The following is a 25385-nucleotide window of genomic DNA, read 5'->3' as shown; positions in this document are numbered from 1 at the left end:
CTGCCTCGGATTTAGTAGCCAAGATGGCAGTCAGATTGCGATAACCTCCGCTGACCCTCTCCCCGGCCACCTTCACGGAGACTTCTGATGAGCGACCAGCAGCAGCTGCGCAACTTCGTCAACGGCGAGTACGTCGACCCGGTGGACGGCGGCTACGCCGACCTGATCGACCCGTGCACCGGCGAGGCCTTCGCCCAGGCCCCGGTCTCCGGCGCGGCGGCCGTGGACGCGGCGATGAAGGCCGCCTCCGCCGCGTTCGAGACCTGGCGCGACACCACCCCGGCCGAGCGGCAGCGGGCGCTGCTGAAGTTCGCCGACGCGGTGGAGGCGCGGGCCGCCGAGCTGGTCGACGCCGAGGTCCGCAACACCGGCAAGCCCCGGCAGCTCACCACCGAGGAGGAGTTGCCGCCGGCAGTGGACGAGCTGCGCTTCTTCGCCGGCGCCGCGCGTCTGCTGGAGGGCCGCTCGGCCGGTGAGTACATGGCCGGGCACACCTCGTACGTGCGGCGCGAGCCGATCGGCGTATGCGCCCAGGTGACGCCGTGGAACTACCCGCTGATGATGGCGGTCTGGAAGATCGCCCCGGCCCTCGCCGCCGGGAACGCGGTGGTGCTGAAGCCGTCGGACACCACGCCGGTGTCGACGCTGCTGCTGGCCGAGATCGCCGCCGAGCACCTGCCCCCGGGTGTCTTCAACGTGGTCTGCGGCGACCGCGACACCGGCCGTACGCTGGTCTCCCACCCGACCCCGCAGCTCGTGTCGATCACCGGCTCGACCCGCGCGGGCATGGAGGTCGCCGCCGCGGCGGCGCCGGACCTGAAGCGGACGCACCTGGAGCTGGGCGGCAAGGCCCCGGTGGTGATCTTCGACGACGCCGACGTGGCGGCGGCGGCCGAGGCGATCGCGATGGGCGGCTACTTCAACGCCGGTCAGGACTGCACGGCGGCCACCCGGGTGCTGACCGGGCCGGGCATCCACGAGGACTTCGTGGCCGCGCTGACCGAGCAGGCCCGCAACACCCGTACCGGCGGGCCGGACGACGCCGACGTGCTCTACGGCCCGCTGAACAACGCCAACCAGCTCGCCCGGGTGAGCGGTTTCGTGGACCGCCTGCCGGACCACGCGAACGTCACCACCGGCGGCGCCCGGGTCGGCGAGCGCGGCTTCTTCTACGCCCCGACCGTGGTCTCCGGCGTACGCCAGGCCGACGAGATCATCCAGGACGAGGTGTTCGGGCCGGTCATCACCGTGCAGCGTTTCTCCGACGAGGACGAGGCGGTGCGCTGGGCCAACGGCGTGGACTACGGCCTGTCCGCCTCGGTGTGGACGCGCGACCACGGCCGGGCCATGCGGATGACGCGGCGGCTGGACTTCGGCTGCGTCTGGGTGAACACGCACATCCCGTTCGTCTCGGAGATGCCGCACGGCGGCTTCAAGCACTCCGGCCACGGCAAGGACCTGTCGGTCTACAGCCTGGAGGACTACACCCGGGTCAAGCACGTCATGCACAACATCGAGGGCTGATCGCGATGGCCACCAGCGAGGAGCTGCACAAGCGCCGGGTCGAGGCGGTGGCGCGGGGCGTCGGCAGCACCATTCCCGCGTACGTGGACCGGGCGGGCGGCGGCACGATCACCGACGTGGACGGGCGGGAGTGGATCGACTTCGCCGCCGGCATCGCCGTCACCAACGTGGGCAACTCCGCGCCGCGTGTGGTCGAGGCGGTACGCGCGCAGGTCGAGCGGTTCACCCACACCTGCTTCATGGTCGCGCCGTACGAGTCGTACGTGGCGGTCTGCGAGCAGCTCAACGCGCTGACCCCGGGTGGTTTCGGGAAGCGCTCGGCGTTGTTCAACTCCGGCGCCGAGGCGGTGGAGAACGCGGTGAAGATCGCCCGGCACGCGACCGGGCGGCCGGCGGTGGTGGTGTTCGACCACGCGTACCACGGCCGGACCAACCTGACCATGGCGCTGACCGCGAAGAACATGCCGTACAAGCACCGGTTCGGGCCGTTCGCCGGTGAGGTCTACCGGGTGCCGATGTCGTACCCGCTGCGCGACGGCGGGCTGGACGGCGCCACCGCTGCGGCCCGGTCGATCGAGATGATCGAGAAGCAGGTGGGCGCGGAGAACGTGGCGGCGCTGCTGATCGAGCCGATCCAGGGCGAGGGCGGTTTCGTCGTACCCGCTGAGGGTTTCCTGCCGGCGCTGCGCGAGTGGGCGACGGCGGCCGGGGTGGTGTTCGTCGCCGACGAGATCCAGACCGGTTTCTGCCGCACCGGCGACTGGTTCGCCTGCGAGCACGAGGGCGTCGAGCCGGACCTGATCACGCTGGCCAAGGGCATCGCGGGCGGGCTGCCGCTGGCGGCGGTGACCGGCCGGGCGGAGCTGATGGACGCGGTGCACGTCGGCGGTCTGGGCGGCACGTACGGCGGCAACCCGATCGCCTGCGCCGCCGCGCTCGCGTCGATCGAGACGATGCGGGAGCTGGACCTGGCCGCCGCCGCGCGCCGGATCGGCGCGGTGATGGGTGAGCGGCTGCGCGCGATCGCCGCCGGTGACCCGCGCGTGGCCGAGGTACGCGGCCGGGGCGCGATGCTCGCCGTGGAGATCGTCGTACCGGGCACGTCGACCCCGGACCCGGCCGCCACGGCGGCGATCTCGGCGGCCTGCCACGCGGCCGGGCTGCTCACGCTGACCTGCGGCACCTACGGCAACGTGCTGCGGTTCCTGCCGCCGCTGGTCATCTCCGACGACGAGCTGGGCCGAGGGCTGGACATCCTGGCGGCCGCCTTCGGCTGACCCCGGACGTGGAACACCATGAGCCCGATCTTCCCCAGGACCGGCTCATGGTGTTCCACCCGGGAATTCAGCGGATCAGCTCGACGGTGTTGCGCCGGACCAGGTTCTTGCCCGGTTCCCGGATGGCGTCCATGGCGGCGGTGTTGAGCAGCACGCAGCTACCGGACGGCCCGGTGACAGTCACGGTCACCGCCTTGTTGTTGTCGAGGTTCGTCACCCGCAGCCGGGTGCCGAGCGGGAACTGGCCGCTGGTGGCGGCCGGCGCCCCACCTTCGGCGAAGAACGTGAGCGCGCCGGAGCAGACGCTGCCGCCGATCGGCTGCGCGGCGCCGGGCCGGGTCTCGCCCGGCTGCGCGCCCGGGGCCGGAGCGGCGGCGCCGTCGAGGCGTTCCACCACGTTGCGGCGGATGACGTTCTTGCCCGGCTCGCGTACCAGGTCCATGGCGGCGGCGTTGAGCAGTACGCAGCTACCGGACGGCCCGGTGACCGTCACCGTGGCCACCTTGCGGTTGTCGAGGTTCGTCACCCGCAGGCGTGTGCCCACCGGGAACCTGTCGCTCGTCGCGGCCGGCGGGCCGCTCTCGGCCGAGAAGGTCACCGACCCGGCGCAGGCCGACCGCCCGACCGGCGCGGTGTCCGCGAATCCCAGTCCGGTTCCCACCGAGACCGCCACCGTGGCGGTCACCGCCACGATTGCCGCCATCGCGTGCTTACGCTGCACCCTCACGTTCTCTCCCGTCGTCGCTGTCGTTCCCCGCGTGGTACGGACGGGAGGGCCGGAACGTTCACCTGAACCGACGGGCTACAACGGACCGTAACGGGTGTGCGGCGCCCCGGTCATCAGCGCCCAGTACCTGTCGCCGTAGGACCAGTGCCACCACTCCGTCGGGTAGTTCACCATCCCCGCGCCGCTCAACGCCGCCACCAGCACGTTCCGGTTGCGCCACGCGCTCACCGGGATGTGCCGGGCGGCGGTGAAGCAGGCGTCGGCGCTCTCCTCGGGGGTGGCGTCGAGCGCCGTGCCCATGTCCAACTCCACCCCGTCGGCGTCACACAGCGTGAGGTCGACTGCTCCGCCGGTGCTGTGCGGGGCCACCTCGACCGGCGACACGAACTTGGTGGTCTCCCGGTGCAGCCGGTCCGCCGGCCAGTCCGGGTGCCGCCGCCGCAGCTCGTCCCGGTAGCCGGTGAAGATGTCGAGCTGCGCCCGGTACGGCCGGTAGCCCTCGACCACGAGCAGGCGCAGCCCGGCCGGCAGCGCGCGCTGCGCGGCCAGCAGGCGGTCCGCGACACCGCGCCGCACCCGCGCGTACGCCCCGGCGGGGTCGGCGGCCCGCGCGTCCACCAGCAGCCCGGGCACCTCGCGCAGGTCAACCAGGGGTTCGCCGTCGTCCCGGCTGGACACGGCGGCGACGCGGGGGTCGGAGAGGAGGATCACGGCGTACCCCCGGGGTGTGCGGTGGACGGCCGGGCCGCGTGCCGGGTGAAGGCGAGCGCGACCAGCCGGTCCACCACCTCGGGGTACGCGACGCCGGACTCGGCCCACACCTTCGGGTACATCGAGTGCGCGGTGAAGCCGGGCAGCGTGTTCAGCTCGTTGACGTAAAGGTCGCCGGCGGTCTCGTCGTAGAGGAAGTCGACCCGGGCCAGGCCCCAGCCGCCGATCGCGGTGAATGCCCGTACCGACAGCTCGCGGATCCGCTCGGTGACCTCGTCCGGCAGCGGGGCCGGGACGATCATCGGGTCGGCGTCGCCGAAGTACTTCTGCCGGTAGTCGAACCAGCCGCCCGCGACCCGGACCTCGCCGACCGCAGACGCCTCGGGCTGCCAGCCGCCGAGCACGCCGCACTCCAGTTCCCGGCCGGTCACGCCCTGCTCGACCAGCACCACGTGGTCGTGCCGGAACGCCTCCTCCACGGCCGCGACCAGGTCGTCGCCGCCTGCGACCCGGGAGATGCCGATCGAGGAGCCCATCCGGGCCGGCTTGACGAACAGCGGCCCGCGCAGCCCGACGACCAGCTTCTCCGGGTCCGCCGCGGCCCGCCAGGTCGGCTCGTCGAACCAGACGTACGGCGTCGTCGGCACGTCCTCGGCGCGCAGCGCCCGCTTCATCGCCACCTTGTCCATGCCGACGGCGGAGGCGAGGATGCCGCACCCGACGTACGGCACGCCGAGTGATTCCAGCAGCCCCTGCACCACGCCGTCCTCGCCGTACGGGCCGTGCAGCACCGGGAACACCACGTCCAGTTCGGCGTGCACAGTGGCCGGGGAGTCGGCGGCGGTGACCGCGACCGTGCCGGCGGCTGCCCCGCGTCGCAGCTCCACCGCCTCGCCGGTGACGGGCAGCCGGTCGTCGATCGCCCGTCCGGCCGCCACCGTTCCGAGGTGCTGCGCGAGCACCGGCTCGGGCAGCAGCCGGAGCCCGCCGGTACGGGTGAGGCCGAGCGCCACCACCCGGTGCCCCTGCCCGGCCAGGGCGCGGGCCACGCCCAGCGCCGAGGCGCAGGAGACCTCGTGTTCCGCCGACGGGCCTCCGAACAGGACACCGATCCGCACTGTCGACCTCATGCCGCGACTCCCGCCGTCATCGGGTCGCCCGCCAGCCGGGCCACCAGGTCCGCTTCCACGTTTCCGCCGGTCAGCACCACGCCGACCGTCCGCCGCGTCCCGGCGCCCGAGCTGCCGGGACCGCTCACCTCGTCCAGCCGCAGCGCGCCGGCCAGCGCGGCCGCGCCGGACGGCTCGACCAGCACCTTCAGGTCCAGCAGGAGCAGCCGGAACGCCTCGACGATCGCGTCGTCGTCGACCCGGACCACGCCCCGCACACCGGTGCGGGCCACCGCGAACGGCAGGTCGCCGACGCACCCGGGGCGCAGCCCGTCGGCGAGGCTCGGCGCCGGGGCGACGGGTGTGGGCCGTCCGGCGGCCAGGCTGCGGGCCAGCGAGTCGCACCCGACCGGCTCCACGCCGTACACCTGGATCGGCGTTCCGGCCACGGCCAGGCAGGCCCCGGCGATGCCGCCGCCCCCGCCCACCGGCACCACCAGCGCGTCCAGCGGTGTGCCGCGCCGCGCCGCCTCCTCGATCAGCTCCAGGCTGGCGCTGCCCTGCCCGGCCACCACGTCCGGGTGGTCGTACGCGTCGACCAGCGGGTGGCCCTCCACCTCGGCGATCCGCCGGGCGACGGCGAGGCGCTCCTCGACCGTGGTGCCGGCCCGGACCACCCGGGCCCCGGCGGCCCGCGCCCGGTCCACCTTGACCGGCGCGGCGTCCACCGGCAGCACGACAGTGGCGGCCAGCCCGTGCCGGCGCGCGGCCAGCGCCACCGCGACGGCGTGGTTGCCGGTGCTCTGCGTGACCACGCCGGTGTGCCCGGCGGCGGCGAGCCGGCCCACCGCCAGCATCGCGCCGCGCATCTTGTACGAGCCCCCGTCCTGGAGGTTCTCCGCCTTGAGCAGGATCCGGGTGCCGGCCAGGCGGTCGATCACCGGGCTGTGCAGCACCGGGGTACGCACCACCCGGCCGGACAGCGCGCGGGCGGCCTCCTCGACGTGTGTGCGGTCCGGCAGCGCCGGCCCGTCGATTCGGGGCATGGTCTCTCCTTCGGGATTCGAGTGGACGCGGCGGCGCGGCAGGTCGAACAGCCAGTGCGCGCCGAGCGCGGTGAGGCCGCGGTGCGCGGCGAGGCTGAGCGCCAGCACGAGCGCGGTGAGCAGGACCGGGTAGACGGTCACCAGCAGCGCCCGGGCGGGTCCGCCCAGACCGGCCACCGGCGCGGCGAGGAGCCGGTCGAGCAGCGCCAGCACCGGCATGTGGATCACGTAGACACCAAGCGTGCGGCGGCCCAGCCGGGCCAGCGCCGGACCGGCCAGGCGGTGCCGGGCCAGCCGGGCGGCGGCGGTCAGCCCGAACGCCACAGCGAGCACGGAGACGAACAGGTACGCGCCGGGCCAGCTCTGCGCGCCGGCCAGGCCCATGGCGGCCAGCCCGATCGCGTACGCCGCGCCGGTGCCGGCGAGCCGCCGGGTGCTCGCGCCGTCCGCCCATCGCGTGAGGTACGGCTTCAGGCGCACCCCGGCCAGGAAGAACACCAGGTTCTGGTAGACCTGCCCCCGGTTGCCGGGGCTGTCCAGCAGCCCGGTGGCCGCCACGGCGGACAGCGCGCCCGCGGCGGTCAGCAGTACCGCCGGGCGGACCCGGCGCAGCGCCTTGGCGAGCACGAAGTAGAGCGCCAGCGCGTACAGGTACCACAGGTTCGAGGGCGTCACGGTGAGCTGGGCCAGCAACTCACCCGGGTCGGTGGCCCGGTCGGTCGGGAAGCCGGGCGCCAGCGCCAGCAGCGCGGTGTGGATCAGCAGCCAGATCGCGTACAGGTAGAGGTTCCGCGCGATCCGGGGCCGTCCGGACACCCGCCACGGGCGGGCCACCGCGTTCGCCGCGAAGATGCCGGAGATCGCGAAGAACAACGGCATCCGCAGCGGCAGCAGCTGCTCGCCGAGCAGCCCCCACGCGCCCGGCACCGGCAGGCCGGCCCGCCAGTCGATGCGCAGGTAGTCCTTGACGACGACGTGCCAGAGCACCACGAGCACGATGCAGGCGCCCTTCGCCACGTCGGCCCAGGCCACCCGGTCACCGGGTGGTGCGCTCCCCTCGGTACGCGTCGGCACTGCGGTCTCCTCTCCGGCCCTCTCCAAGGCAGGCGGCGGTGCCGCCGGTCCGGTCCTCGGGCAGGTGTCATCGCGGGATGCCGCGACGGCGGCTCCCGGAGTCGTATGTGGGGTGGTCAGCCCACGTGGGGCAGGTGGACGTCGACCCGCAGGCCGCCGTCGTCACCTGGGCGGGCAGCGATGATGCCGCCGTGCGCCTGGGTGATGGAGCGGGCGATGGCCAGGCCGAGCCCGGCGCCGCCGCCCTGGTTGGTCCGGTCCCGGGCGAGGCGCCGGAACGGTTCGAACAGCCCGTCGACCGCTTCGGCGGGCACGGCCTGCCCGCTGTTGGTGACGGTCAGCGCGGGGTCCTCGCCGTCGGTGACGACGAGCCGGCCGCCCGGGCGGTTGTACTTGATGCCGTTCTCCACCAGGTTGGTGACCAGGCGTTCCAGCAACACCCGTTCGCCGGTCACGATCCGGGGCGACAGCCGGGTCTCGACCGTCACGCCGGCCTCGGCGGCCCGGTCGGCGTACGCGACCAGCACGCCGCTGACGATCTGTTCGAGGCGTTGCGGGGTGGAGGACCGCAGGCCCTGGTCGCTCTCGCTGAGCGCCAGCAGCCCTTCGATGAGCCGCTCGTTGCGTTCGTTCGTGGCGAGCAGTTGCGCGGTCAGCAGCTCCAGTTGCTCACCGGTGAGCGACTGCGCCATGCCGACCTCGATCAGCGTGCGTTGCACCGCGAGCGGCGTACGCAGCTCGTGGGAGGCGTTCGCGGCGAACCGCCGCTGCCCCTCGTACCCGGCGGTGACCCGGTCCAGCATCGCGTCGATCGCGCGGGCGAGCCCGGCCAGCTCGTCCCGGCCGCGATGCCGGATGCGGTAACCGAGGTTCTGCGGGCCCAGGTTCGCCATCGGGGCGGCCAGGTCGCGCACCGGGCGCAGGCACCAGCGGGCCGCTCCCCACACCGCGAATCCGGCGGCCACCAGCACCAGCAGTTGGACCAGCAGCGGCAACAGCGGGACGAACGGGCGGCCCGGTTCGCACACCGCGCCGATGGTGGCCAGGCCGCAGAACCACTGGGCCTGCCCCCACACCAGTTCGAGCAGCGACTTGACCATGTTGGGCACGAAGAACCCGGCGAGCAGGGCGAGCAGCCCGACCAGCAGGATGCGGCGACGGGGGCTCATTCCGGCTCGCCGATCCGGTAGCCGGCCTTCGGCACGGTGTGGACGACCGACGGCTGGCCGAGCTTCTTGCGCAGGGTCATCACCGTCACCCGGACCGCGTTGGTGAACGGGTCGGCGAACTCGTCCCACGCCTGTTCCAGCAGCTCCTCGGCGCTGACCACCCGGCCGCCGGCCCGCATCAGCACGTGCAGGACGGCGAACTCCTTCGGGCTCAGCCCGAGCGGGCGGCCGTCCCGGGTAGCGGTGTGCCGGGCCACGTCGAGCACCACGCCGTGCCGTTCCAGCACCGGCGGCAGCGCCGGCGTGGACCGGCGGCCGATCGCCTGGACCCGCGCCACCAGCTCGGCGAACGCGAACGGCTTGGTCAGGTAGTCGTCGGCGCCCAGCCCGAGGCCGGCGACCCGGTCCCGGATGCCGGCGGCTGCGGTCAGCAGCAGCACCCGGGTGCCGGCGTCGGACCCGGCCAGGCTCCGGCACACCTCGTCGCCGGTGGCGCCGGGCATGTCCCGGTCCAGCACCGCCACGTCGTACCGGTTGACCCCGATCCGTTCCAGCGCGCCGTCGCCGTCGTAGCAGACGTCGACAGCCATGGAGAACCGTCGCAGCCCCTCGGCGACCGTGTCCGCCAAGAGCCGCTCGTCGTCCGCCACCAGCACCCGCACCTTGCGCTCCCCGTGTCTTCCCTCGTCGTCCGGCACACCTTCGCAGGCCGGAGTTAAGGGTTCTGTAAGCGTCCGCAGCAGCCATCCTCCACGCGGGCCACGCTGCGACAACCGGCGTACGGCCGTCTGGGCCGTTCGTCCGGTCCGCGGGCGGCGCGAGCACCGCGGAAGTGACCCGGATCACGCATTGGCGCTCGGGCGTGAGGTGGGTCACGATGGGTGGAAGGAGGCGCTGGTGGCTGACCCGTGGCTCGCCCTGGAGTTCGGCGCGGATCCGGCGGAGCGGATCGCGCAGGTCGGTGCCGCCCACGAGGCGTTCCTCACCGCCGGCACCACATCAGGCCGGGTCCGGGAGGTGGTGGCCCGTTCCTGGGAGCGGTCCGCGCTGCTCGACCCGGAGGCCACCGCGCCGGTCGACCTCACCGACGACGCGCTGGAGACGTACCGCGCCGCGCACCCGCTCGCCCGGGTGATGCCGCTCTTCCGCGACCTGCTCGGCGGCATCGCGCAGGACGGCGCGCACCTGATGGCGGTCTGCGACGCCGCCGGGCGGCTGCTCTGGGTGGAGGGCCACCCCGGGGTGCTGCGGCACGCCGAGCGGATGAACTTCGTACCGGGCGCACGCTGGGACGAGGCGCACGCCGGCACGAACGCGCCCGGCACCGCCCTCGCCGTCGACCACGGCGTGCAGATCTTCGCCACCGAGCACTTCGTGCGGCCGGTGCAGCGCTGGACCTGCGCCGCCGCGCCGATCCACGACCCGGTCAGCGGCGCGCTGCTCGGCGCCGTCGACATCACCGGCGGGGACCACCTGGCCAACCCGCAGAGCCTGGCTCTGGTCCGGGCCACCGCCCGGGCCGCCGAGGCGTTCCTGGCCGGCGTCGCGCCCGCCGCGCCGGACGTCGCGTACGTGTCGGCGCTCGGCCGCGACGAGGCGGAGCTGCGCGTCGGCGGCCGGCGCATCCGGCTCGGTCGCCGGCACAGCGAGCTGCTGGTGCTGCTCGTCGACCATCCCGAGGGGCGCACCGGGGAACAGCTCGGCCTCGACCTCTACGGCGACGCCAGGCGGCACCCGGTCACGCTGCGCGCCGAGCTGTCCCGGCTGCGCCGCGTGCTCGGCGAGGAGCTGCTCGACTCCCGCCCGTACCGGCTGCGCCCGACCGTGCGCGCCGACTTCCGTACCGTCACCGAACTGCTGGAACGTGGCGATCCGGCGGCGGCGCTGCGCGCGTACCGTGGGCCCCTGCTGCCCCTGTCGGACGCACCGGGAGTCGCGCGACTGCGCCGCCTGGTCGACGGCCAGTTGCGCGCCGCCGTGCTGGCCGGCGGCGACCCGGGGCTGCTCGCGGCCTGGACCGCGACGGCGGCCGGCGCCGACGATCTGGCCGCTTGGCAGGCCCTGGCGCGGGCGCTGCCGCCGGGCGCGCCCCGCCGGCCGCTCGCGCTCGCGCGGGCCCGCCAGCTCGCCGAGGAGTACGCGCTGCCGCGCGCAACGTTCCTGCAACGTCCTGGAAACTAGCCTGCCCGCCATCCACCCCAGACGGACGGCGGAGGTACCCATGACGCGCTACGACGCCCCCACCCACTGGCAGTCCCGCTACGACCACTACATCGGCGGCGAGTACGTGAAGCCGCACGGTGGCAAGTACTTCGAGAACCCGACCCCGGTGACCGGGCAGACCTTCTGCGAGGTGGCCCGGGGCACCGCCGAGGACGTGGAGAAGGCGCTGGACGCGGCACACGGCGCGGCCGACGCGTGGGGCCGCACGTCGGTCGCCGAACGCTCGCTGATCCTCAACCGGATCGCCGACCGCATGCAGGACAACCTGGAGTCCCTGGCGATCGCCGAGACGTGGGAGAACGGCAAGCCGGTACGCGAGACGCTCGCCGCCGACATCCCGCTCGCGATCGACCACTTCCGCTATTTCGCCGGGGCGATCCGGGCGCAGGAGGGCTCGCTCGGCGAACTCGACGACGACACCGTCGCCTACCACTTCCACGAGCCGCTCGGCGTGGTCGGGCAGATCATCCCGTGGAACTTCCCGATCCTCATGGCGGTGTGGAAGCTCGCCCCGGCGCTGGCCGCCGGCAACGCGGTGGTGCTCAAGCCGGCCGAGCAGACGCCCGCCTCGATCCACTACCTGCTCTCGCTGATCGGCGACCTGCTGCCGCCGGGCGTGATCAACGTGGTGAACGGCTTCGGCGTCGAGGCGGGCAAGCCGCTGGCGTCCTCGCCGCGGGTGGCGAAGGTGGCGTTCACCGGCGAGACCACCACCGGGCGGCTGATCATGCAGTACGCCAGCGAGAACATCAAGCCGGTCACGCTGGAACTCGGTGGCAAGAGCCCGAACATCTTCTTCGACGACGTCAGCGCCGCCTCCGACGACTTCCTGGACAAGGCTCTCGAAGGCTTCACCATGTTCGCCCTCAACCAGGGCGAGGTGTGCACCTGCCCGTCCCGGGCGCTCATCCAGCAGGGCCACTACTCCGACTTCCTCGCCGCCGCCGTCGAGCGGACGAAGGCGGTCAAGCAGGGGCACCCGCTGGACACCGACACGATGGTCGGCGCGCAGGCCTCCAACGACCAGCTGGAGAAGATCCTGTCCTACCTGGACATCGGGCGGCAGGAGGGCGCTCGCGTCCTGGCCGGCGGCGAGCGGGCCGACCTCGGCGGCGGGCTTTCCGGCGGCTACTACGTCCAGCCGACGATCTTCGAGGGCGACAACTCGATGCGGATCTTCCAGGAGGAGATCTTCGGCCCGGTGGTGTCGGTGACCTCCTTCGCCGACCTGGACGACGCCGTGAAGATCGCCAACGACACGCTGTACGGGCTCGGCGCGGGCGTGTGGACCCGGGACCTCAACACCGCGTACCGGGCCGGACGCGCCATCCAGGCCGGCCGGGTCTGGACGAACTGCTACCACGCCTACCCGGCGCACGCGGCGTTCGGCGGCTACAAGCAGTCAGGCATCGGCCGGGAGAACCACAAGATGATGCTGGAGCACTACCAGCAGACCAAGAACCTGCTGGTCAGCTACTCGCCGAAGAAGCTCGGCTTCTTCTGATGGGCGACACCGTGACAGTGACCCCCGCGGCGGCCGACCTGATCCGGTCGCTGCGGGGGCAGCACGGCCCGCTGATGTTCCACCAGTCCGGCGGCTGCTGCGACGGCAGCGCCCCGATGTGCTACCCGGCCGGTGAGTTCCGCACCGGCGGCTCGGACGTGCTGCTCGCCTCGCTGACTGTCGACGGCGTGCCCGAGCCGGTGGAGTTCTGGATGTCGAAGGCCCAGTGGGACCTGTGGAAGCACACCCGGCTCACCGTCGACGTGGTGCCTGGCCGGGGCAGCGGCTTCTCCCTGGAGGCACCGGAGGGCGTCCGGTTCCTCATCCGGTCCCACCTGAACCGCTGATCTGTCCGAGATCTTGCAGCTCGCGGGCATCGCGGCGGTGGGATGCTGACGCCGTCCACTTCGGAGTCGCATCCCACCGCCCGACAGGAGACCGCCCATGCACCCGGTCCGACAGCCAGTGCTCGCCGCCGGCCTCACCGCCCTGGCCACCGCCGCCACGCTCGGGCTCTCACCCGGCGCCGCCGTCGCCGCCCCGGCGGCCTCTCCGAGCATCTCCGTCAACTGGTTCGGCACGGCCGACGTACGGGCGCACACCGCCACCGTCGGCGGCCGGTTCGACTGCGGCGCCGAGCGCGGCCTCGCCTACATCGAGGTGCACCTGGAGCAGCGGGTACGGCGCGGCTCGGTCACCGGCTTCGGGTTCGGCGTGATCGGCGCGTGCACCGACGAGCGCACCGCCGGCACCTGGACCGCGACCATCCCCGCCGACCAGGGCAGGTTCCGCCCCGGCCCGGCCACCACGATCGCCCGCCTGGTGATCGAGCCCAACTCGATCACCGAAACCACCGAGCCCGTACGCCTGCGCCCCCGCTGCGCCCGCCCCTGACCGTGTCGGCGGCCTCCGGTCAGGCGATCTGCCGGAGGTCGTCGCCGTAGTCGAAGATGATCCGCAGCCGGGCTCCGAGGGCATTGGCGTACCGGCTCAGCGTTGCCACCTCGTTGACGTCGAGGTCGCCGTTCTCGATCTGGCTCACCCGGCCGGGCGTGACCCCCATGATCTCGGCGACCTGCCGCTGGGTCAGGCCCAGCCGCTTGCGCTCCTCGGCCAGGTGGAACGCGCTCACCCAGGCGTCGGTCCGGGCGCGCTCCGCCTCGTACGCCTCGTCGTCGCCGCCGAGTTCGGCACGGACCTCGTCCCAGTGATAGAACTCCGTCACGACTCCCCCCTTCGCTCGCGCTCGCTGTCGAGCCAAGCCTTGTAGGCAACCTCCGCCGCCGGGATGTGCTGCCGGTACCAGCGACTCCAGTCGCCCGCCTTGTTGCCGGCGACCAGCAGGACCGCCTGCGACCACGGATCGAAGACGAACAGCACCCGGATAGCCACGTCCCGACCGGAGCGGGGCCGCAACTCCTTGAGATTACGGAGACTGCTTCCGCGCAGCGTGTCCACGAGCGGGCGGCCCAGCCCCGGCCCGACCTCGGCCAACTTGTCCACCGCCACCCGGACGCTCTCGTACGACGCCGGGTCGTGGTCCCGCAGGTCGCGCAGCCAGTGCCGGACCTCTCCGGTGACCCGGACCGACCAGCGCTTCCCGTCCGCACCCATGCCCTGACTATAGCCCGGGCTAAACATCCCGGCCTACCAGTCAGCGGTCATCCAGGAGCGGCTGGGTGGGGTTCCACGGGGTTCCGGTTTCGGCGTCGTGGCGGCGGCGGGCTATCGCTGAGAGCGCCTCCAGCACCACCCGGTTGCCCAGGTACGCGGTGATGTCGGCGTGGTCGTACGGCGGGGCGACCTCGACCACGTCCAACCCGACCACCGGCAGCTCGTAACAGACCCGGCGGACCGCGTCGAGCAGCTGCCGGGAGGTGAACCCGCCCGGCTCGGGCGTGCCGGTGCCGGGGGCCATGCCGGGGTCGACCACGTCCACGTCGACGGAGAGGAACACGCCCTCGCACTCGTCGGTCGCGATCCCGAACGCCTCGGTCAGACAGGTGTCCAGGCCGCGCGCCACGATCTCGGTCATCTCGTACGAGCGCATCCGCTGCTCGGCCATCCACGCCAGCGTGTCCGGGCCGGGCCAGTAGCCGCGCAGCCCGATCTGGAGGAAGCGGTCGCCGCGTACCGCACCGGACTCGATCAGCCGGCGCATCGGCTGGCCGTGGCCGTGCAGCGAACCGAACTCGACGTCCCCGGTGTCGGCGTGCGCGTCGAAGTGCACCAGCGACACCCGGCCGAGGCCGTGGTGCCGGGCCACGCCTGTGGCGTCGGACAGCGCGATGGAGTGGTCGCCGCCGAGGACCACCGGGATCGCCCCGGCGGCGGCGACCGCGTGCACGGCGGTCTCCAGCGCGGCGAGCGAACGCTCGATGTCGCCGCCGAACATCTCCACGTCGCCGGCGTCGTAGACGCACAGGTCCTTCAGCCCGTCCACGCGCAGCGCCAGCGACGGGCGGGAGCCGTCGTGCGGCAGGTAGCAGGCCTGCCGGATGGCGGACGGCCCGAACCGGGTGCCGGGCCGGTGCGAGGTGCCACCGTCGAACGGCGCCCCGATGATCACCACGTCCGCGTCGGCGTACGTGACCGGCTCCTCGACCGCGCACGGCGGCACGCCGAGGAACGTGATGTCGGGGCCGTACATCGGGCCGTACCGGGTCATCGTTCCTCCATCCCCCACGGCGAACCGTAGCCGGTGAGCAGGTCCAGGAAGGGGGTCGGCGGGAACGCCTCGGGACCGAGCACGCCCGTGCCGGACCAGGCGCCGGTGGCGAGCAGCTCCAGCGCGACGACCGGGTTGACGGCGGTCTGCCAGACCACCGCCTGGTGGCCGTACTCGGCCATCGACCACTCGTTGTCGACCACGTGGTACAGGTAGACCCGGCGCGGCTGCCCGTCCGGGCCGGTGCCGGTGACGTACGTGCCGGCGCAGGTCTTGCCGCTCATCCGGTCGCCGAGCGTGGCCGGGTCGGGCAGCGCGGCGGCCACCAGGTCGCGCGGCGACACGTCGACGCCGCGTACGCGCACCGGCTCGGTCGAGTCGAGCCCGAGCTTGTGCAGCGTGCGCAGCACCTCGATGAACTCGGCGCCGAGGCCGTACTTGAAGGTGACCCGCTTCGCCTGGACCCAGCGCGGGATGAGCAGCACCTCCTCGTGCTCGACGTTGACGCACTCGACCGGGCCGATCCCGGCCGGGAAGTCGAAGACCTCCGGCTCGCTGAACGGTTCGGTGGTGAACCAGCCGCGCCCGGCCTCCCAGATCACCGGCGGGTTGAGGCACTCCTCGATGGTGGTCCAGATGGAGAACGACGGCGCGAAGTCGTAGCCGGCGACCGTCAGGTTCGCGCCGTCGCGTACCCCGATCTCGTCGATCTCGGCGAAGAGTTCGTCGGCGGCGTAGCGGGCGAAGACGTCGGACAGGCCCGGTTCGACGCCGATGCCGCAGAGCGCGAGCCGCCCCGCGGCGGCCCATTGCTCCGCGACGGCGAACTGCTCGTCGCCGAGCTTGACCCCGGTCTGGGCGTAGGGACGCTCGGGGTGCGGCCGGGACAGCGACATCGCCATGTCCAGGTAGTCGGCCCCGGCGGCGAACGCGCCGTCGAAGATCGGCATGACGAAACGCGGGTCGACCGCGTTCAGGACGTGCGTGATCCGGTGTTCCCGGCACAGCGCGGCCACCGCGTCGGCGGAGGACGCGTCCACAGTGGCGGCGACGAACCGGTCGCCGTGCCCGGCGACGGCCCGCGCCGCCCGCGCCGGGTCGTGGTCGGCGACCACCATGAGCTCGAAGAAGGTACGGCGGGCGGCGATGGATACGGCTGCGGAGCCGACGCCACCGGCGCCGACGAGGAGGATACGCATCAGGAGTCGAACCCCAGTCCAAGACGGTCGAGAGTACGGAGCCAGAGGTTGCGCCGTCCGTCGCGCGCGTCGGCGCGGGCGAGCGACCAGCGGGTGAGGTTGATGCCCACGGACCGGACCGGTTCCGGCGGGAACGGCAGCGGCTTGCGGCGCACCAGGTCGAGCCGGGTCAGCGGGGTGTCGGTGCCGGAGAGCAGGTCGAGCGTCACGCGGGCGCCGAATCGCGTCGCGCCCACGCCGAGCCCGGTGAACCCGGCCGCGTACGCCAGGCGTCCGGAGTACGCGGTGCCGAAGAACGCGCAGAACCGGGTGCAGGTGTCGATGACGCCACCCCAGCGGTGACTGAAGCGCACATCGGCGAGCTGCGGGAACGTCGTGAAGAAGTGCGAGGCGAGCGTGGTGAAGGTGGCCTCGCGCTGCTCCAGCGCGGGCGCCACCCGGTTGCCGTAGTGGTAGATCGCGTCGTAGCCGCCGAACAGGATCCGGTTGTCGGCGGTGAGCCGGTAGTAGTGGAACTGGTTGCCGGTGTCGGCGAGCCCCTGCCGGTGCCGCCAGCCGATCGCGTCGCGCTGCGCCCTGGTCAGCGGCTCGGTCATCAGCGCGTAGTCGTAGACCGGCACGATCCAGGAGCGCAGCCGGCGCAGCAGCGGCGGGAACGCGTTCGTGGCCAGCACGACCTGCCGCGCCCGTACCGTGCCGGGCGCCGCTTCCGCGCCGCCCGCAGTGGTGGCCCGCAGCGCGGCGCCGCCGTTGGCCAGGCCGGTGACGCGGGTGTGCTCGTGCACGCGTACGCCCAGGTCGAGCGCGGCGCGGCGCAGTCCCCAGGCGAGCTTCGCCGGGTCGAGCAGCGCCACCCGGTCGCGATCCCACATCCCGCCCAGGTACGTCGGCGACGCCACCTCGGCGCGTACCTCGTCGCGGTCGAGCAGCCGCACGTCGTGGCCGTACCGGCGGGCCAGCTCGGCGTCCGCGGCGAGCCCGTCGAGCTGGTACGGCTCGACCGCCACCGCCAGCTCACCGGTGCGTTCGAAGTCGCAGTCGATGTCGTACTTCGCCACGGTGGCGGCGATGGCGTCCAGGTTCTCCCGGCCCAGCCGTTCCAGCTCGCCGATCTCGCCGGGGAACCGCTCGACGCCGTTGACGAGCCCGTGGGTCAGCGAGGCGGCGCAGAACCCGCCGTTGCGCCCGGACGCCGCCCAGCCGCACGTGCCCGCGTCGACCAGCAGCACGTCCCGGTCCGGGTCGGCTTCCTTTGCGAGCAGCGCGGTCCACAGTCCGGCGTACCCGCCGCCGATCACGAGCAGGTCGGCGGTGTGCGAGCCGGACAGCGGCGGCAGCGGGTCGGGCCGCTCCGGGCGGTCCAGCCAGTACGGCACGGGCGCGGCGTCGGCCAGCGCCCGGCCGGTATGCGGGAGTGTCATGGCTTGCCCGCCGGTGTGGCGACCACCGCGAGGGCGGCCCGTCGCGCCCGCCGCCCGCGCAGCGAGGTGGCCCCGACCAGCAGCAACGCGATCACGAACATGGCCGTGCCGATCACGTTCACCTGCGGCGGGATGCCCCGCTGGGAGGCGCCCCAGACGTACATGGGGAACGTGACTGTGGTGCCGGCGTTGAAGTTCGTGATGATGAAGTCGTCGAAGCTGAGCGAGAAGGCCAGCAGCGCGGCGGCCACGATGCCCGGCAGCACCAGCGGCAGCGTGATCCGCCGGAACGTCTGCCACTCGCTGGCGTACAGGTCCATCGCGGCCTCCTCCAGCCGCCGGTCCATGCCGGAGAGCCGGGCCTTCACGGTGACCACGACGAACGACACGCAGAACATGACGTGCGCGATGACGATGGTCCAGAAGCCCTGCGGCACCCCGGCGGCGACGAAGAGGGCGAGCAGCGAGGTGCCCATCACGAGTTCCGGGGTGGCCATCGGCAGGAAGATCAGCCCGTTGAGCCCGGACCGGCCGCGGAAGCTGTGCCGGACCAGCGCGAACGCCATCAGCGTGCCGAGGAGCGTGGAGACGACTGTGGCGATGAGCCCGATCTGCATGCTGCGCACCACTGCGTCGCACATGTCCGAGGTGGCGCAGGGCTGCTTCCAGTTGTCGAGCGTGAACTCGTTGAAGTCGTAGGAGAGCCGGCTGGAGGGCCGGTTGAAGGACAGACCGGCGACCACCATGATCGGCAGCGTCAGGTAGCCGAGGACGAGCAGGGCCACGCCCATCACCCACCGGTCGGCGAGCCAGCGCTTCAGTCTGCTCACAGGACCTCCTCCGTTCCCGCCCGGCGCAGGTAGACGAAGACGATCGCCAGGATCGCGGCCATCAGCAGGAACGACAGCGCCGCGCCCTGCGGATAGTCCAGCCGGACCAGGAACGCCGAGTCGATGACGTTGCCGATCATGTACTCGTTCGGCGTACCGAGCAGCTCGGCGTTGATGTAGTCACCGGTGGCCGGGATGAAGAACAGCAGCGTGCCGGCGATCAGGCCGGGCATCGACAGCGGCAGCGTGACCTTGGCGAACGCGCGCAGCGGGCTCGCGTACAGGTCGCTCGCCGCCTCCAGCAGCCGGGGATCGAGCCGCTCCAGGCTCGCGTACAGCGGCAGCACCAGGAACGGCAGGAAGTTGTACGTCAGGCCGAGCACCACGGCGATCGGGGTGGCCAGCAGCCGGCCGTCCGGTCCGAGCAGGTGCACGTCGCGCAGCAGCCCGACCAGCGCGCCGTTGTCCGACAGGATGGTCTTCCAGGCCAGCGTGCGCACCAGGAAGCTGGTGAACATCGGTGCGACCACGGCCACCAGCAGCAGGTTCTTCCACCGGCCGGCCTTCTGCGCGATCGCGTACGCCAGCGGGTAGCCCATCAGCAGCGCGAGCACCAGCGCGATGGCCGAGTAGAGGAACGACCGGGAGAACTGCGGCCAGTACGCCTGGAGCGCGTCCGGGTAGTTGCCGAACGCCCAGGTCATCGCGTACCCGGTGGAGAGCGAGCCGGCCGGGTCGTAGAGGCTGGCCGAGGCGAGCTGCACCAGCGGCACCGCGAAGAAGACGAGCAGCCAGACCGCGCCGGGCAGCAGCAACAGGTACGGCAGGAGCCGGCTGCGCCCGCGCCGCACCGGCGGCGGCGCCGGTTTCCCGGCGGAGGTCGGTACGTGGGCCAGCGCGCTCATGCCGCCACTCCGCTTCGCTCGCTCATGCCGACGCACCCACCGGCGGCTCGTCGAGCAGCGGCGCGGTCTGGTCGTCCTCACCGGCGGCCCGGGGCAGCAGGAACGCGTGCCGCGGATCCCAGTGCGCGGTCACCGCCGTGCCGACCGCCAACTGACCGCCCAGCCCGCTGTTCGCGGCGAACGCGGTCAGCTCGCTGCCCCACGCGGTGCGCACCAGGTACTGGGTGCTCACCCCGACGTAGGAGGCGTCGCTGACCACGCCACCGACGTGCTGGTGTCCGGCCGGCACCCGGTCCGGGTCGTCGACCAGGTGCAGCTTCTCCGGACGTACGCCGAGGAAGGCCGGCCCGTCGGTGAGCCGGGCCCGGCCGGCGGGCACCGAGAAGCGCGAGCCGTGCGCCGTGACCAGCACGTCGTCGGCGGCGCGCCCGCCGGCTTCGGCGGCGAGCAGGTTGGACTGGCCGAGGAAGTTCGCCACGAACGCGGTGGCCGGGTACTCGTAGATGTCGGCGGGCGCGCCGAGCTGCTCGATCCGGCCGGCGTTCATCACCGCGACCGTGTCGGCCATCGTCATGGCCTCCTCCTGGTCGTGGGTGACGTGCACGAACGTGATGCCGACCTCGGTCTGGATCCGTTTCAGCTCGATCTGCATCTGCCGGCGCAGCTTGAGGTCGAGCGCGCCGAGCGGCTCGTCGAGCAGCAGCACCTGCGGGTGGTTGATGAGCGCCCGCGCCAGCGCGACGCGCTGCTGCTGGCCGCCGGAGAGCTGGGCCGGGCGGCGTCGGCCGTACCCTTCGAGCTGCACCAGCGCGAGCATCTGCTCCACCTGGTCGCTCACCTTGCGGATGCCGCGGCGGCGCAGCCCGAACGCCACGTTCTCGTGGATGTCCAGGTGCGGGAAGAGGGCGTAGCTCTGGAACACCGTGTTGACCGGCCGCTTGTACGGCCGCAGCCCGGCGATGTCCTGCTCGCCGAGCAGCACCTGCCCGCTGGTCGGCTGCTCCAGCCCGGCGATCATCCGCAGTGTGGTGGTCTTGCCGCAGCCGGACGCGCCGAGCAGGGCGAAGAACGAGCCCTGCGGGATGGTGAGGGTGAGGTCGTCGACGGCGGTGAAGACGCCGAACCGCTTGGTCAGGTCGACCAGGCGCAGGTCGCCGGCCGGGGTCTGCTGCCCCTTCACGCGCCGATCACCTGCTGGAACTTGGTCTCGTACTCCTTCTCCTGCGCCTCGTCGAGCGCCATGAAGACCTTGGCTTTGGACAGCATCGTGTCGTCCGGGAAGATCAGCGGGTTGCTCGCCAGGTCCGGGTCGATCTTCTCCATCTCGGCCTGCGCGCCCTGCACCGGGCAGATGTAGTTGACGTACGCGGCCAGCTTCGCCGCCACCGCCGGGTCGTAGTAGTGGTTCATCAACGCCTCGGCGTTGGCCTTGTGGGTGGCCTTGTTCGGCACCAGCATGTTGTCCGACCAGAGCATCACGCCGGACTCGGGCACCACGAACTTGATCTTCTCGTCGTCGAAGCCGAGCTGGACCACGTCGCCGGACCAGCCGATGCACGCGGCGATGTCGCCCTTGGCCAGATCGGGCGCGTAGTCGTTGCCGGTGAACCGCCGGATCTGCTTGCTGTCCACGGCCTTCTTCAGCTTGTTCAGCGCGTCGTCGAACTGGGCCGAGGTGAACTTGGCCGGGTCGTGGCCGAGCGACTGGAGCAGCAGGCCGATGGTGTCGCGCATCTCCGACAGCACAGTCACCTTGCCCTTGAGATCGGGGCGGGTGAGCAGCTCGTCGACGGTGCGGATCTCCTTGGTGACGTTCGCGTTGTACGCGAGCCCGGCGAGACCGGACTGCCACGGGACGGCGAGCTGGGTCTCGGCGTCGAAGGAGCGACCGCGCAGCGACTGCAGCAGGTTCGCCTCGACGTTCGGCATCTTCGACTTGTCCAGCTTCTGGACCCAGCCGAGGCGGATCACCCGGGCAGCCATCCAGTCGGTGAGCACCATGATGTCCCGGCCGGTGCTCTGACACCCGGCGAGCTGGTTGCGCACCTTGCCGAAGAACTCGTTGTTGTCGTTGACGTCCTCGGTGTACGTCACCTGGATGCCGGTGGCGGCGACGAACGCGTCGAGCGTGGGGCGCTTGGACTCGTCCTTCTCGTCGGTGTCCATGTACTGCGGCCAGTTCGAGAAGGCGACCTCCTTCTCGGTGGCGGACAGATCCTCGCTCTTGCAACCGGCTTCGGTCTGCTGGGCGCCCTTGGTCCCGCAGCCGGCCAGGGCGCCCGCGGTGGCGAGCAGTGCGGCCGAGCCGACGGTCCCGGTGAGCAGACCACGCCGGGTGAGGGTCCGAAGGGGACTACGCATGTGACGACTCCTTGGGGGGCATCGTCGGCGGCGGGACGGGGGGCGGCACGCCGGCGGGAGGGTCAGTGGCGATGGACGACTGATCCTGACATGAGAAAACCTCTCTCACAAGGGATTCCGTTGCTGGAATAGCCAGTCGCCACGAAATACGCCAGACTGCGCGGGGCACTACGCTCGATACGAAGAATCGGACACAAGGAGCGTCGATGGTCAACCGGCACCAGGAGAACGGCAACGGCGGCCGTCGGGTCACCGTGCGTGAAGGCGCCAATCACGTTCTGCTCGACGACGTGGCGAAGCAGATCATCGAGCAGCTCCAGGAGGACGGGCGCCGCCCGTACGCGAGCATCGGCAAGGCGGTGGGCCTCTCCGAGGCGGCGGTACGCCAGCGGGTGCAGCGGCTGCTCGACGCGGGCGTCATGCAGATCGTCGCGGTCACCGATCCGCTCCAGCTCGGCTTCCCCCGCCAGGCCATGATCGGGCTGCGCACCGACGGTGACCTGGAGTCGGTGGCCGACCGGCTGGCCGAGTTCGAGGAGATCGACTACGTGGTGATCACCGCCGGCTCGTTCGACCTGCTGGCCGAGGTGGTCTGCCGCAACGACGCGCACCTGCTGGAGATCCTGCAGAAGCTGCGCGGTGTGCCCGGAGTGCTCTCCACCGAGGCGTTCGTCTACCTGAAGCTGCGCAAGCAGACCTACAGCTGGGGCACCGCCTGATGCGGATTCCGTTGACAGCGCAGTGATATGGCGCTGAATCCGTCGCGGTGAAGCTTCTTCGCTTGCCTTATCGGCATCGGCTGTGGGATAACCGTGGGCAGAGCGGCCGGTGTCACCCCTGACCGGCCCGAGACCCGATGGGGCTGACATGGCCAACGCCACCGACCACCTGTGGATGCACTTCACCCGCATGGCGAGCTACCCCGCCGGCGAGGTTCCGACAATCGTCCGGGGCGAGGGCGCGTACGTCTGGGACGCGCAGGGCCGCCGCTACCTGGACGGGCTGGCCGGGCTGTTCGTCGTCAACGCCGGCCACGGCCGCGCCGAGCTGGCCGAGGCCGCCGCCAAGCAGGCCGGCGAGCTGGCCTACTTCCCGCTCTGGTCGTACGCCCACCCGAAGGCCGTCGAGTTGGCCGAGAAGATCGCCACGCTCACGCCCGGCGACCTGAACCGGGTCTTCTTCACCACCGGCGGCTCCGAGGCCGTCGAGGCGGCGTGGAAGCTGGCCCGGGCCTACTTCAAGCGCACCGGCAAGCCCACCAAGCACAAGGTGGTCAGCCGCTACATCGCCTACCACGGCACCTCGATGGGCGCGCTGTCGATCACCGGCCTGCCCGGCATCAAGACCGACTTCGAGCCGCTGGTGCCCGGGGGCATCAAGGTGCCGAACACCAACTTCTACCGCGCCCCCGAACACGGCGACGACCCCGAGGCGTTCGGCCGCTGGGCCGCCGAGGAGATCGGCCGCGCGATCGAGCGGGAAGGGCCGGAGACGGTCGCCGCCGTCTTCCTGGAGCCGGTGCAGAACTCCGGCGGCTGCTTCCCGCCGCCGCCCGGCTACTTCGAGCGGGTACGCGAGATCTGCGACGCGTACGACGTGCTGCTGGTCAGCGACGAGGTGATCTGCTCCTGGGGCCGGCTCGGCGAGTACTTCGGCGCGGTGCGGTACGGCTACCAGCCGGACATCATCACCACCGCCAAGGGCATCACCTCCGGCTACGCCCCGCTCGGCGCGATGATCGCCAGCGAGCGGCTGATGGAGCCGTTCCTCACCGAAACCGGCATGTTCGCGCACGGCGTGACGTTCGGCGGCCACCCGGTCTCCTGCGCGGTCGCGCTGGCCAACCTGGAGGTGTTCGCCCGGGAGGACCTGATCGGGCACGTCCGGGCCAACGAGGGCGCGTTCCGGTCCACCCTGGAGAAGCTGCACGACCTGCCGATCGTCGGCGACGTCCGCGGTGACGGCTACTTCTACGGCATCGAGCTGGTCAAGGACAAGACCACGCGGGAGACGTTCGACGAGGCCGAGTCGGAGCGGCTGCTGCGCGGCTTCCTGTCCACCGCGCTGTTCGACGCCGGGCTCTACTGCCGGGCCGACGACCGTGGCGACCCGGTGGTGCAGCTCGCCCCGCCGCTGATCGCCGACCAGCAGCACTTCGACGAGATCGAGCAGATCCTGCGCGCGGTGCTGACCGAGGCGTGGTCCCGGCTCTGACGCCGATGACCGGCTACCGGCACCTCTCGTACTGGCTGTCCAGCCTGGACGAGCCGCTGACACCGCGACCCGGGTTGCCCGGCGACACGGACGCCGACGTGGCGATCGTGGGCGCCGGGTACACCGGGCTGTGGACGGCGTACTACCTGGCCGAGGCCGACCCCACGTTGCGCGTCGTCGTGCTGGAGCGGGAGATCGCCGGGTACGGCGCATCCGGGCGCAACGGCGGCTGGTGCTCGGCGCTGTTCCCCACCTCGCTGCCGGCGCTGGCCCGACGCCACGGCCGGGACCGCGCGCTCGCCCTGCAACGGGCCATGCACGACACGGTCGGCGAGGTGGGGCGGGTCACCGCCGCCGAGGGCATCGACTGCGACTGGCGGGCCGGCGGCACGGTGACGCTGGCGCGCAGCGAGGTCCAGCTCGACCGGGCCCGCGCCGAGGTCGACCAGGCCCACGCGCACGGGCTCACCGACGACGACCTGACGCTGCTGGACGCCGCCGAGGCCGCCGCGCGGTGCGACGCCGAGGGGGTACGCGGCGGCACGTACACCCCGCACTGCGCCGCCGTGCACCCGGCGAAGCTGGTCCGGGGCCTGGCGCGGGCGGTGGAGCGCCGGGGCGTACGCATCCACGAGCGCACCCCGGTGACCGCGCTGCGGCCGGGCGCGGCGGTGACACCGGCGGGCGTGGTCCGGGCGCCGGTGGTGGTCCGCGCGACCGAGGGCTACACGCCCGGGCTACCAGGCCAGCGGCGCACGGTGGCGCCCGTCTACTCGCTGATGGTGGCCACCCCGCCGCTGCCCGAGGAGACGTGGGCGCGGATCGGGCTGGCGGAGCGGGAGACGTTCTCCGACTACCGGCACGTCATCGTGTACGGCCAGCGCACCGCCGACGGCCGGCTCGCGTTCGGCGGGCGGGGCGCGCCCTACCACTACGCCTCCCGGGTGCGGCCGGGCTTCGACCGGGAGCCGCGGGTGTTCGCGGCGCTGCGCCGGACGCTCGGGGAGCTGTTCCCGGTGCTCGGGCCGGACGTGCCGGTGACGCACGCCTGGGGCGGGCCGCTCGGCGTGGCCCGGGACTGGGCCGCGTCGGTGGGGCTGGACCGCCGCACCGGGCTCGCCTGGGCCGGCGGGTACGTCGGTGACGGAGTGGGCACCAGCAACCTCGCCGGTCGTACGCTGGCCGACCTGATCCGCGGCGTGGAGACCGACCTCACGGCACTTCCCTGGGTGGGCCACCGCTCCCCGCGCTGGGAACCGGAGCCGCTGCGCTGGCTGGCGATGAACGCCGGCCTGAGGATCATGTCCTCAGCCGACCACACCGAGCACCGTACGTCCCGCCCGTCTCGCCGAGCCGACCTCTTCAACCGCTTCCTGGGCCACTGACCCCGGGTTCCCAATCCGTTGATCAAGGAGTTTGTGTC

At 72.3% G+C, this 25385-nt stretch carries 24 protein-coding genes; 9 read left to right on the top strand and 15 right to left on the bottom strand.

Annotated elements, in window-relative coordinates; genetic code table 11:
• Nucleotides 1-87 precede the first annotated feature (87 nt).
• Both BAW75_RS08255 and gabT read left to right on the top strand, forming a co-directional pair.
• A complete protein-coding gene (locus tag BAW75_RS08255; RefSeq protein ID WP_104113173.1) occupies nt 88-1524 on the top strand; it encodes a gamma-aminobutyraldehyde dehydrogenase in 1437 nt (478 codons plus the stop codon).
• Between the two features lie 5 nt (nt 1525-1529).
• Entirely contained in the window at nt 1530-2801 is a 1272-nt protein-coding gene (gene gabT / locus BAW75_RS08250) for a 4-aminobutyrate--2-oxoglutarate transaminase (protein ID WP_064447722.1), read from the top strand.
• Nucleotides 2802-2868: 67 nt separating this feature from the next.
• Here the strand turns inward: gabT and BAW75_RS08245 are convergent, their stop codons facing one another.
• The 6 genes from BAW75_RS08245 to BAW75_RS08220 all read right to left on the bottom strand — a co-directional run bounded on the left by BAW75_RS08245 (nt 2869) and on the right by BAW75_RS08220 (nt 9299).
• Nucleotides 2869-3528: an RlpA-like double-psi beta-barrel domain-containing protein gene (locus BAW75_RS08245; protein WP_104113172.1), complete on the bottom strand. Its 660-nt coding sequence runs from the start codon at nt 3526-3528 to the stop codon at nt 2869-2871.
• A 75-nt stretch (nt 3529-3603) separates the two neighbouring features.
• Nucleotides 3604-4239: a M15 family metallopeptidase gene (locus BAW75_RS08240; protein WP_104113171.1), complete on the bottom strand. Its 636-nt coding sequence runs from the start codon at nt 4237-4239 to the stop codon at nt 3604-3606.
• On the bottom strand, nt 4236-5369 hold the full coding sequence (locus BAW75_RS08235) for a D-alanine--D-alanine ligase family protein (RefSeq protein WP_104113170.1): 1134 nt from the start codon (nt 5367-5369) through the stop codon (nt 4236-4238). Before BAW75_RS08235 ends, BAW75_RS08240 begins: the two co-directional genes overlap by 4 nt.
• Nucleotides 5366-7468 (bottom strand): pyridoxal-phosphate dependent enzyme, encoded by a 2103-nt coding sequence (locus BAW75_RS08230; protein ID WP_104113169.1) that lies wholly within the window; start codon nt 7466-7468, stop codon nt 5366-5368. Before BAW75_RS08230 ends, BAW75_RS08235 begins: the two co-directional genes overlap by 4 nt.
• A gap of 116 nt (nt 7469-7584) precedes the next feature.
• A complete protein-coding gene (locus BAW75_RS08225) occupies nt 7585-8637 on the bottom strand; it encodes a sensor histidine kinase (RefSeq protein ID WP_104113168.1) in 1053 nt (350 codons plus the stop codon).
• Nucleotides 8634-9299, bottom strand: a complete 666-nt coding sequence (locus BAW75_RS08220; protein ID WP_104113167.1) for a response regulator transcription factor — start codon at nt 9297-9299, stop codon at nt 8634-8636. The genes BAW75_RS08225 and BAW75_RS08220 overlap by 4 nt, the downstream gene beginning before the upstream one ends.
• Nucleotides 9300-9534: 235 nt before the next feature.
• Here BAW75_RS08220 and BAW75_RS08215 point away from each other — a divergent pair, with 235 nt between their 5' ends.
• The 4 genes from BAW75_RS08215 (at nt 9535) to BAW75_RS08200 (ending at nt 13258) form a co-directional block, all read left to right on the top strand.
• The gene (locus BAW75_RS08215) at nt 9535-10818 is read left to right on the top strand and encodes a sigma-54-dependent transcriptional regulator family protein (RefSeq protein WP_104113209.1); all 1284 of its coding nucleotides are present in this window, start codon (nt 9535-9537) and stop codon (nt 10816-10818) included.
• 40 nt (nt 10819-10858) lie between these two features.
• Entirely contained in the window at nt 10859-12364 is a 1506-nt protein-coding gene (gene adh / locus BAW75_RS08210) for an aldehyde dehydrogenase (RefSeq protein WP_104113166.1), read from the top strand.
• Complete coding sequence (locus BAW75_RS08205; RefSeq protein WP_104113165.1) at nt 12364-12711, top strand: DUF779 domain-containing protein; 348 nt, start codon at nt 12364-12366, stop codon at nt 12709-12711. Before adh ends, BAW75_RS08205 begins: the two co-directional genes overlap by 1 nt.
• A gap of 97 nt (nt 12712-12808) precedes the next feature.
• On the top strand, nt 12809-13258 hold the full coding sequence (locus BAW75_RS08200) for a hypothetical protein (RefSeq protein WP_104113164.1): 450 nt from the start codon (nt 12809-12811) through the stop codon (nt 13256-13258).
• A 19-nt stretch (nt 13259-13277) separates the two neighbouring features.
• On the opposite strand, the gene BAW75_RS08195 is transcribed toward BAW75_RS08200, so the two are convergent.
• From BAW75_RS08195 to BAW75_RS08155, 9 genes are read right to left on the bottom strand one after another with little or no spacing between them, the layout of a single operon-like run.
• The gene (locus tag BAW75_RS08195; protein ID WP_013284175.1) at nt 13278-13589 is read right to left on the bottom strand and encodes a helix-turn-helix domain-containing protein; all 312 of its coding nucleotides are present in this window, start codon (nt 13587-13589) and stop codon (nt 13278-13280) included.
• A complete protein-coding gene (locus BAW75_RS08190; RefSeq protein ID WP_043326449.1) occupies nt 13586-13978 on the bottom strand; it encodes a type II toxin-antitoxin system RelE/ParE family toxin in 393 nt (130 codons plus the stop codon). The genes BAW75_RS08195 and BAW75_RS08190 overlap by 4 nt, the downstream gene beginning before the upstream one ends.
• Before the next feature lie 40 nt (nt 13979-14018).
• Nucleotides 14019-15032 carry an agmatinase gene (gene speB, locus BAW75_RS08185; RefSeq protein WP_104113163.1) on the bottom strand — a complete coding sequence of 338 codons (1014 nt, stop codon included), beginning with the start codon at nt 15030-15032 and terminating at the stop codon, nt 14019-14021.
• A complete protein-coding gene (locus BAW75_RS08180) occupies nt 15029-16231 on the bottom strand; it encodes a saccharopine dehydrogenase family protein (protein ID WP_104113162.1) in 1203 nt (400 codons plus the stop codon). Before BAW75_RS08180 ends, speB begins: the two co-directional genes overlap by 4 nt.
• Nucleotides 16231-17652: an NAD(P)/FAD-dependent oxidoreductase gene (locus BAW75_RS08175; RefSeq protein ID WP_104113161.1), complete on the bottom strand. Its 1422-nt coding sequence runs from the start codon at nt 17650-17652 to the stop codon at nt 16231-16233. The genes BAW75_RS08180 and BAW75_RS08175 overlap by 1 nt, the downstream gene beginning before the upstream one ends.
• The gene (locus BAW75_RS08170; protein WP_083296919.1) at nt 17649-18482 is read right to left on the bottom strand and encodes an ABC transporter permease; all 834 of its coding nucleotides are present in this window, start codon (nt 18480-18482) and stop codon (nt 17649-17651) included. Before BAW75_RS08170 ends, BAW75_RS08175 begins: the two co-directional genes overlap by 4 nt.
• Entirely contained in the window at nt 18479-19387 is a 909-nt protein-coding gene (locus BAW75_RS08165; RefSeq protein WP_104113160.1) for an ABC transporter permease, read from the bottom strand. The genes BAW75_RS08170 and BAW75_RS08165 overlap by 4 nt, the downstream gene beginning before the upstream one ends.
• 22 nt (nt 19388-19409) lie before the next feature.
• Entirely contained in the window at nt 19410-20567 is a 1158-nt protein-coding gene (locus tag BAW75_RS08160) for an ABC transporter ATP-binding protein (protein WP_064447712.1), read from the bottom strand.
• On the bottom strand, nt 20564-21748 hold the full coding sequence (locus tag BAW75_RS08155; protein ID WP_104113159.1) for a polyamine ABC transporter substrate-binding protein: 1185 nt from the start codon (nt 21746-21748) through the stop codon (nt 20564-20566). Before BAW75_RS08155 ends, BAW75_RS08160 begins: the two co-directional genes overlap by 4 nt.
• Nucleotides 21749-21954: 206 nt before the next feature.
• Between BAW75_RS08155 and BAW75_RS08150 the strand changes: the two genes are divergently transcribed.
• The 3 genes from BAW75_RS08150 to BAW75_RS08140 all read left to right on the top strand — a co-directional run bounded on the left by BAW75_RS08150 (nt 21955) and on the right by BAW75_RS08140 (nt 25347).
• The gene (locus BAW75_RS08150) at nt 21955-22467 is read left to right on the top strand and encodes an Lrp/AsnC family transcriptional regulator (protein WP_104113158.1); all 513 of its coding nucleotides are present in this window, start codon (nt 21955-21957) and stop codon (nt 22465-22467) included.
• A 148-nt stretch (nt 22468-22615) separates the two neighbouring features.
• Nucleotides 22616-23962, top strand: coding sequence for an aspartate aminotransferase family protein (locus tag BAW75_RS08145; RefSeq protein WP_043326464.1), 1347 nt, complete (start codon nt 22616-22618; stop codon nt 23960-23962).
• Between the two features lie 5 nt (nt 23963-23967).
• Complete coding sequence (locus tag BAW75_RS08140) at nt 23968-25347, top strand: NAD(P)/FAD-dependent oxidoreductase (protein ID WP_104113208.1); 1380 nt, start codon at nt 23968-23970, stop codon at nt 25345-25347.
• Nucleotides 25348-25385 lie beyond the last annotated feature (38 nt).

The sequence above is a fragment of the Micromonospora chalcea genome (assembly GCF_002926165.1).
Taxonomy (GTDB): domain Bacteria; phylum Actinomycetota; class Actinomycetes; order Mycobacteriales; family Micromonosporaceae; genus Micromonospora; species Micromonospora chalcea.
This window is presented reverse-complemented; position numbering and strand designations above follow the sequence as displayed.

What these genes read in the sequence shown, in the direction of transcription:
- BAW75_RS08255 (WP_104113173.1), top strand. Translation starts at nt 88, where the DNA reads ATGAGCGACCAGCAGCAGCTGCGCAACTTCGTCAACGGCGAGTACGTC.
- gabT (WP_064447722.1), top strand. Translation starts at nt 1,530, where the DNA reads ATGGCCACCAGCGAGGAGCTGCACAAGCGCCGGGTCGAGGCGGTGGCG.
- BAW75_RS08235 (WP_104113170.1), bottom strand. Translation starts at nt 5,369, where the DNA reads ATGAGGTCGACAGTGCGGATCGGTGTCCTGTTCGGAGGCCCGTCGGCG.
- BAW75_RS08225 (WP_104113168.1), bottom strand. Translation starts at nt 8,637, where the DNA reads ATGAGCCCCCGTCGCCGCATCCTGCTGGTCGGGCTGCTCGCCCTGCTC.
- adh (WP_104113166.1), top strand. Translation starts at nt 10,859, where the DNA reads ATGACGCGCTACGACGCCCCCACCCACTGGCAGTCCCGCTACGACCAC.
- BAW75_RS08205 (WP_104113165.1), top strand. Translation starts at nt 12,364, where the DNA reads ATGGGCGACACCGTGACAGTGACCCCCGCGGCGGCCGACCTGATCCGG.
- BAW75_RS08200 (WP_104113164.1), top strand. Translation starts at nt 12,809, where the DNA reads ATGCACCCGGTCCGACAGCCAGTGCTCGCCGCCGGCCTCACCGCCCTG.
- BAW75_RS08190 (WP_043326449.1), bottom strand. Translation starts at nt 13,978, where the DNA reads ATGGGTGCGGACGGGAAGCGCTGGTCGGTCCGGGTCACCGGAGAGGTC.
- speB (WP_104113163.1), bottom strand. Translation starts at nt 15,032, where the DNA reads ATGACCCGGTACGGCCCGATGTACGGCCCCGACATCACGTTCCTCGGC.
- BAW75_RS08180 (WP_104113162.1), bottom strand. Translation starts at nt 16,231, where the DNA reads ATGCGTATCCTCCTCGTCGGCGCCGGTGGCGTCGGCTCCGCAGCCGTA.
- BAW75_RS08175 (WP_104113161.1), bottom strand. Translation starts at nt 17,652, where the DNA reads ATGACACTCCCGCATACCGGCCGGGCGCTGGCCGACGCCGCGCCCGTG.
- BAW75_RS08165 (WP_104113160.1), bottom strand. Translation starts at nt 19,387, where the DNA reads ATGAGCGCGCTGGCCCACGTACCGACCTCCGCCGGGAAACCGGCGCCG.
- BAW75_RS08155 (WP_104113159.1), bottom strand. Translation starts at nt 21,748, where the DNA reads ATGCGTAGTCCCCTTCGGACCCTCACCCGGCGTGGTCTGCTCACCGGG.
- BAW75_RS08150 (WP_104113158.1), top strand. Translation starts at nt 21,955, where the DNA reads ATGGTCAACCGGCACCAGGAGAACGGCAACGGCGGCCGTCGGGTCACC.
- BAW75_RS08145 (WP_043326464.1), top strand. Translation starts at nt 22,616, where the DNA reads ATGGCCAACGCCACCGACCACCTGTGGATGCACTTCACCCGCATGGCG.
- BAW75_RS08140 (WP_104113208.1), top strand. Translation starts at nt 23,968, where the DNA reads ATGACCGGCTACCGGCACCTCTCGTACTGGCTGTCCAGCCTGGACGAG.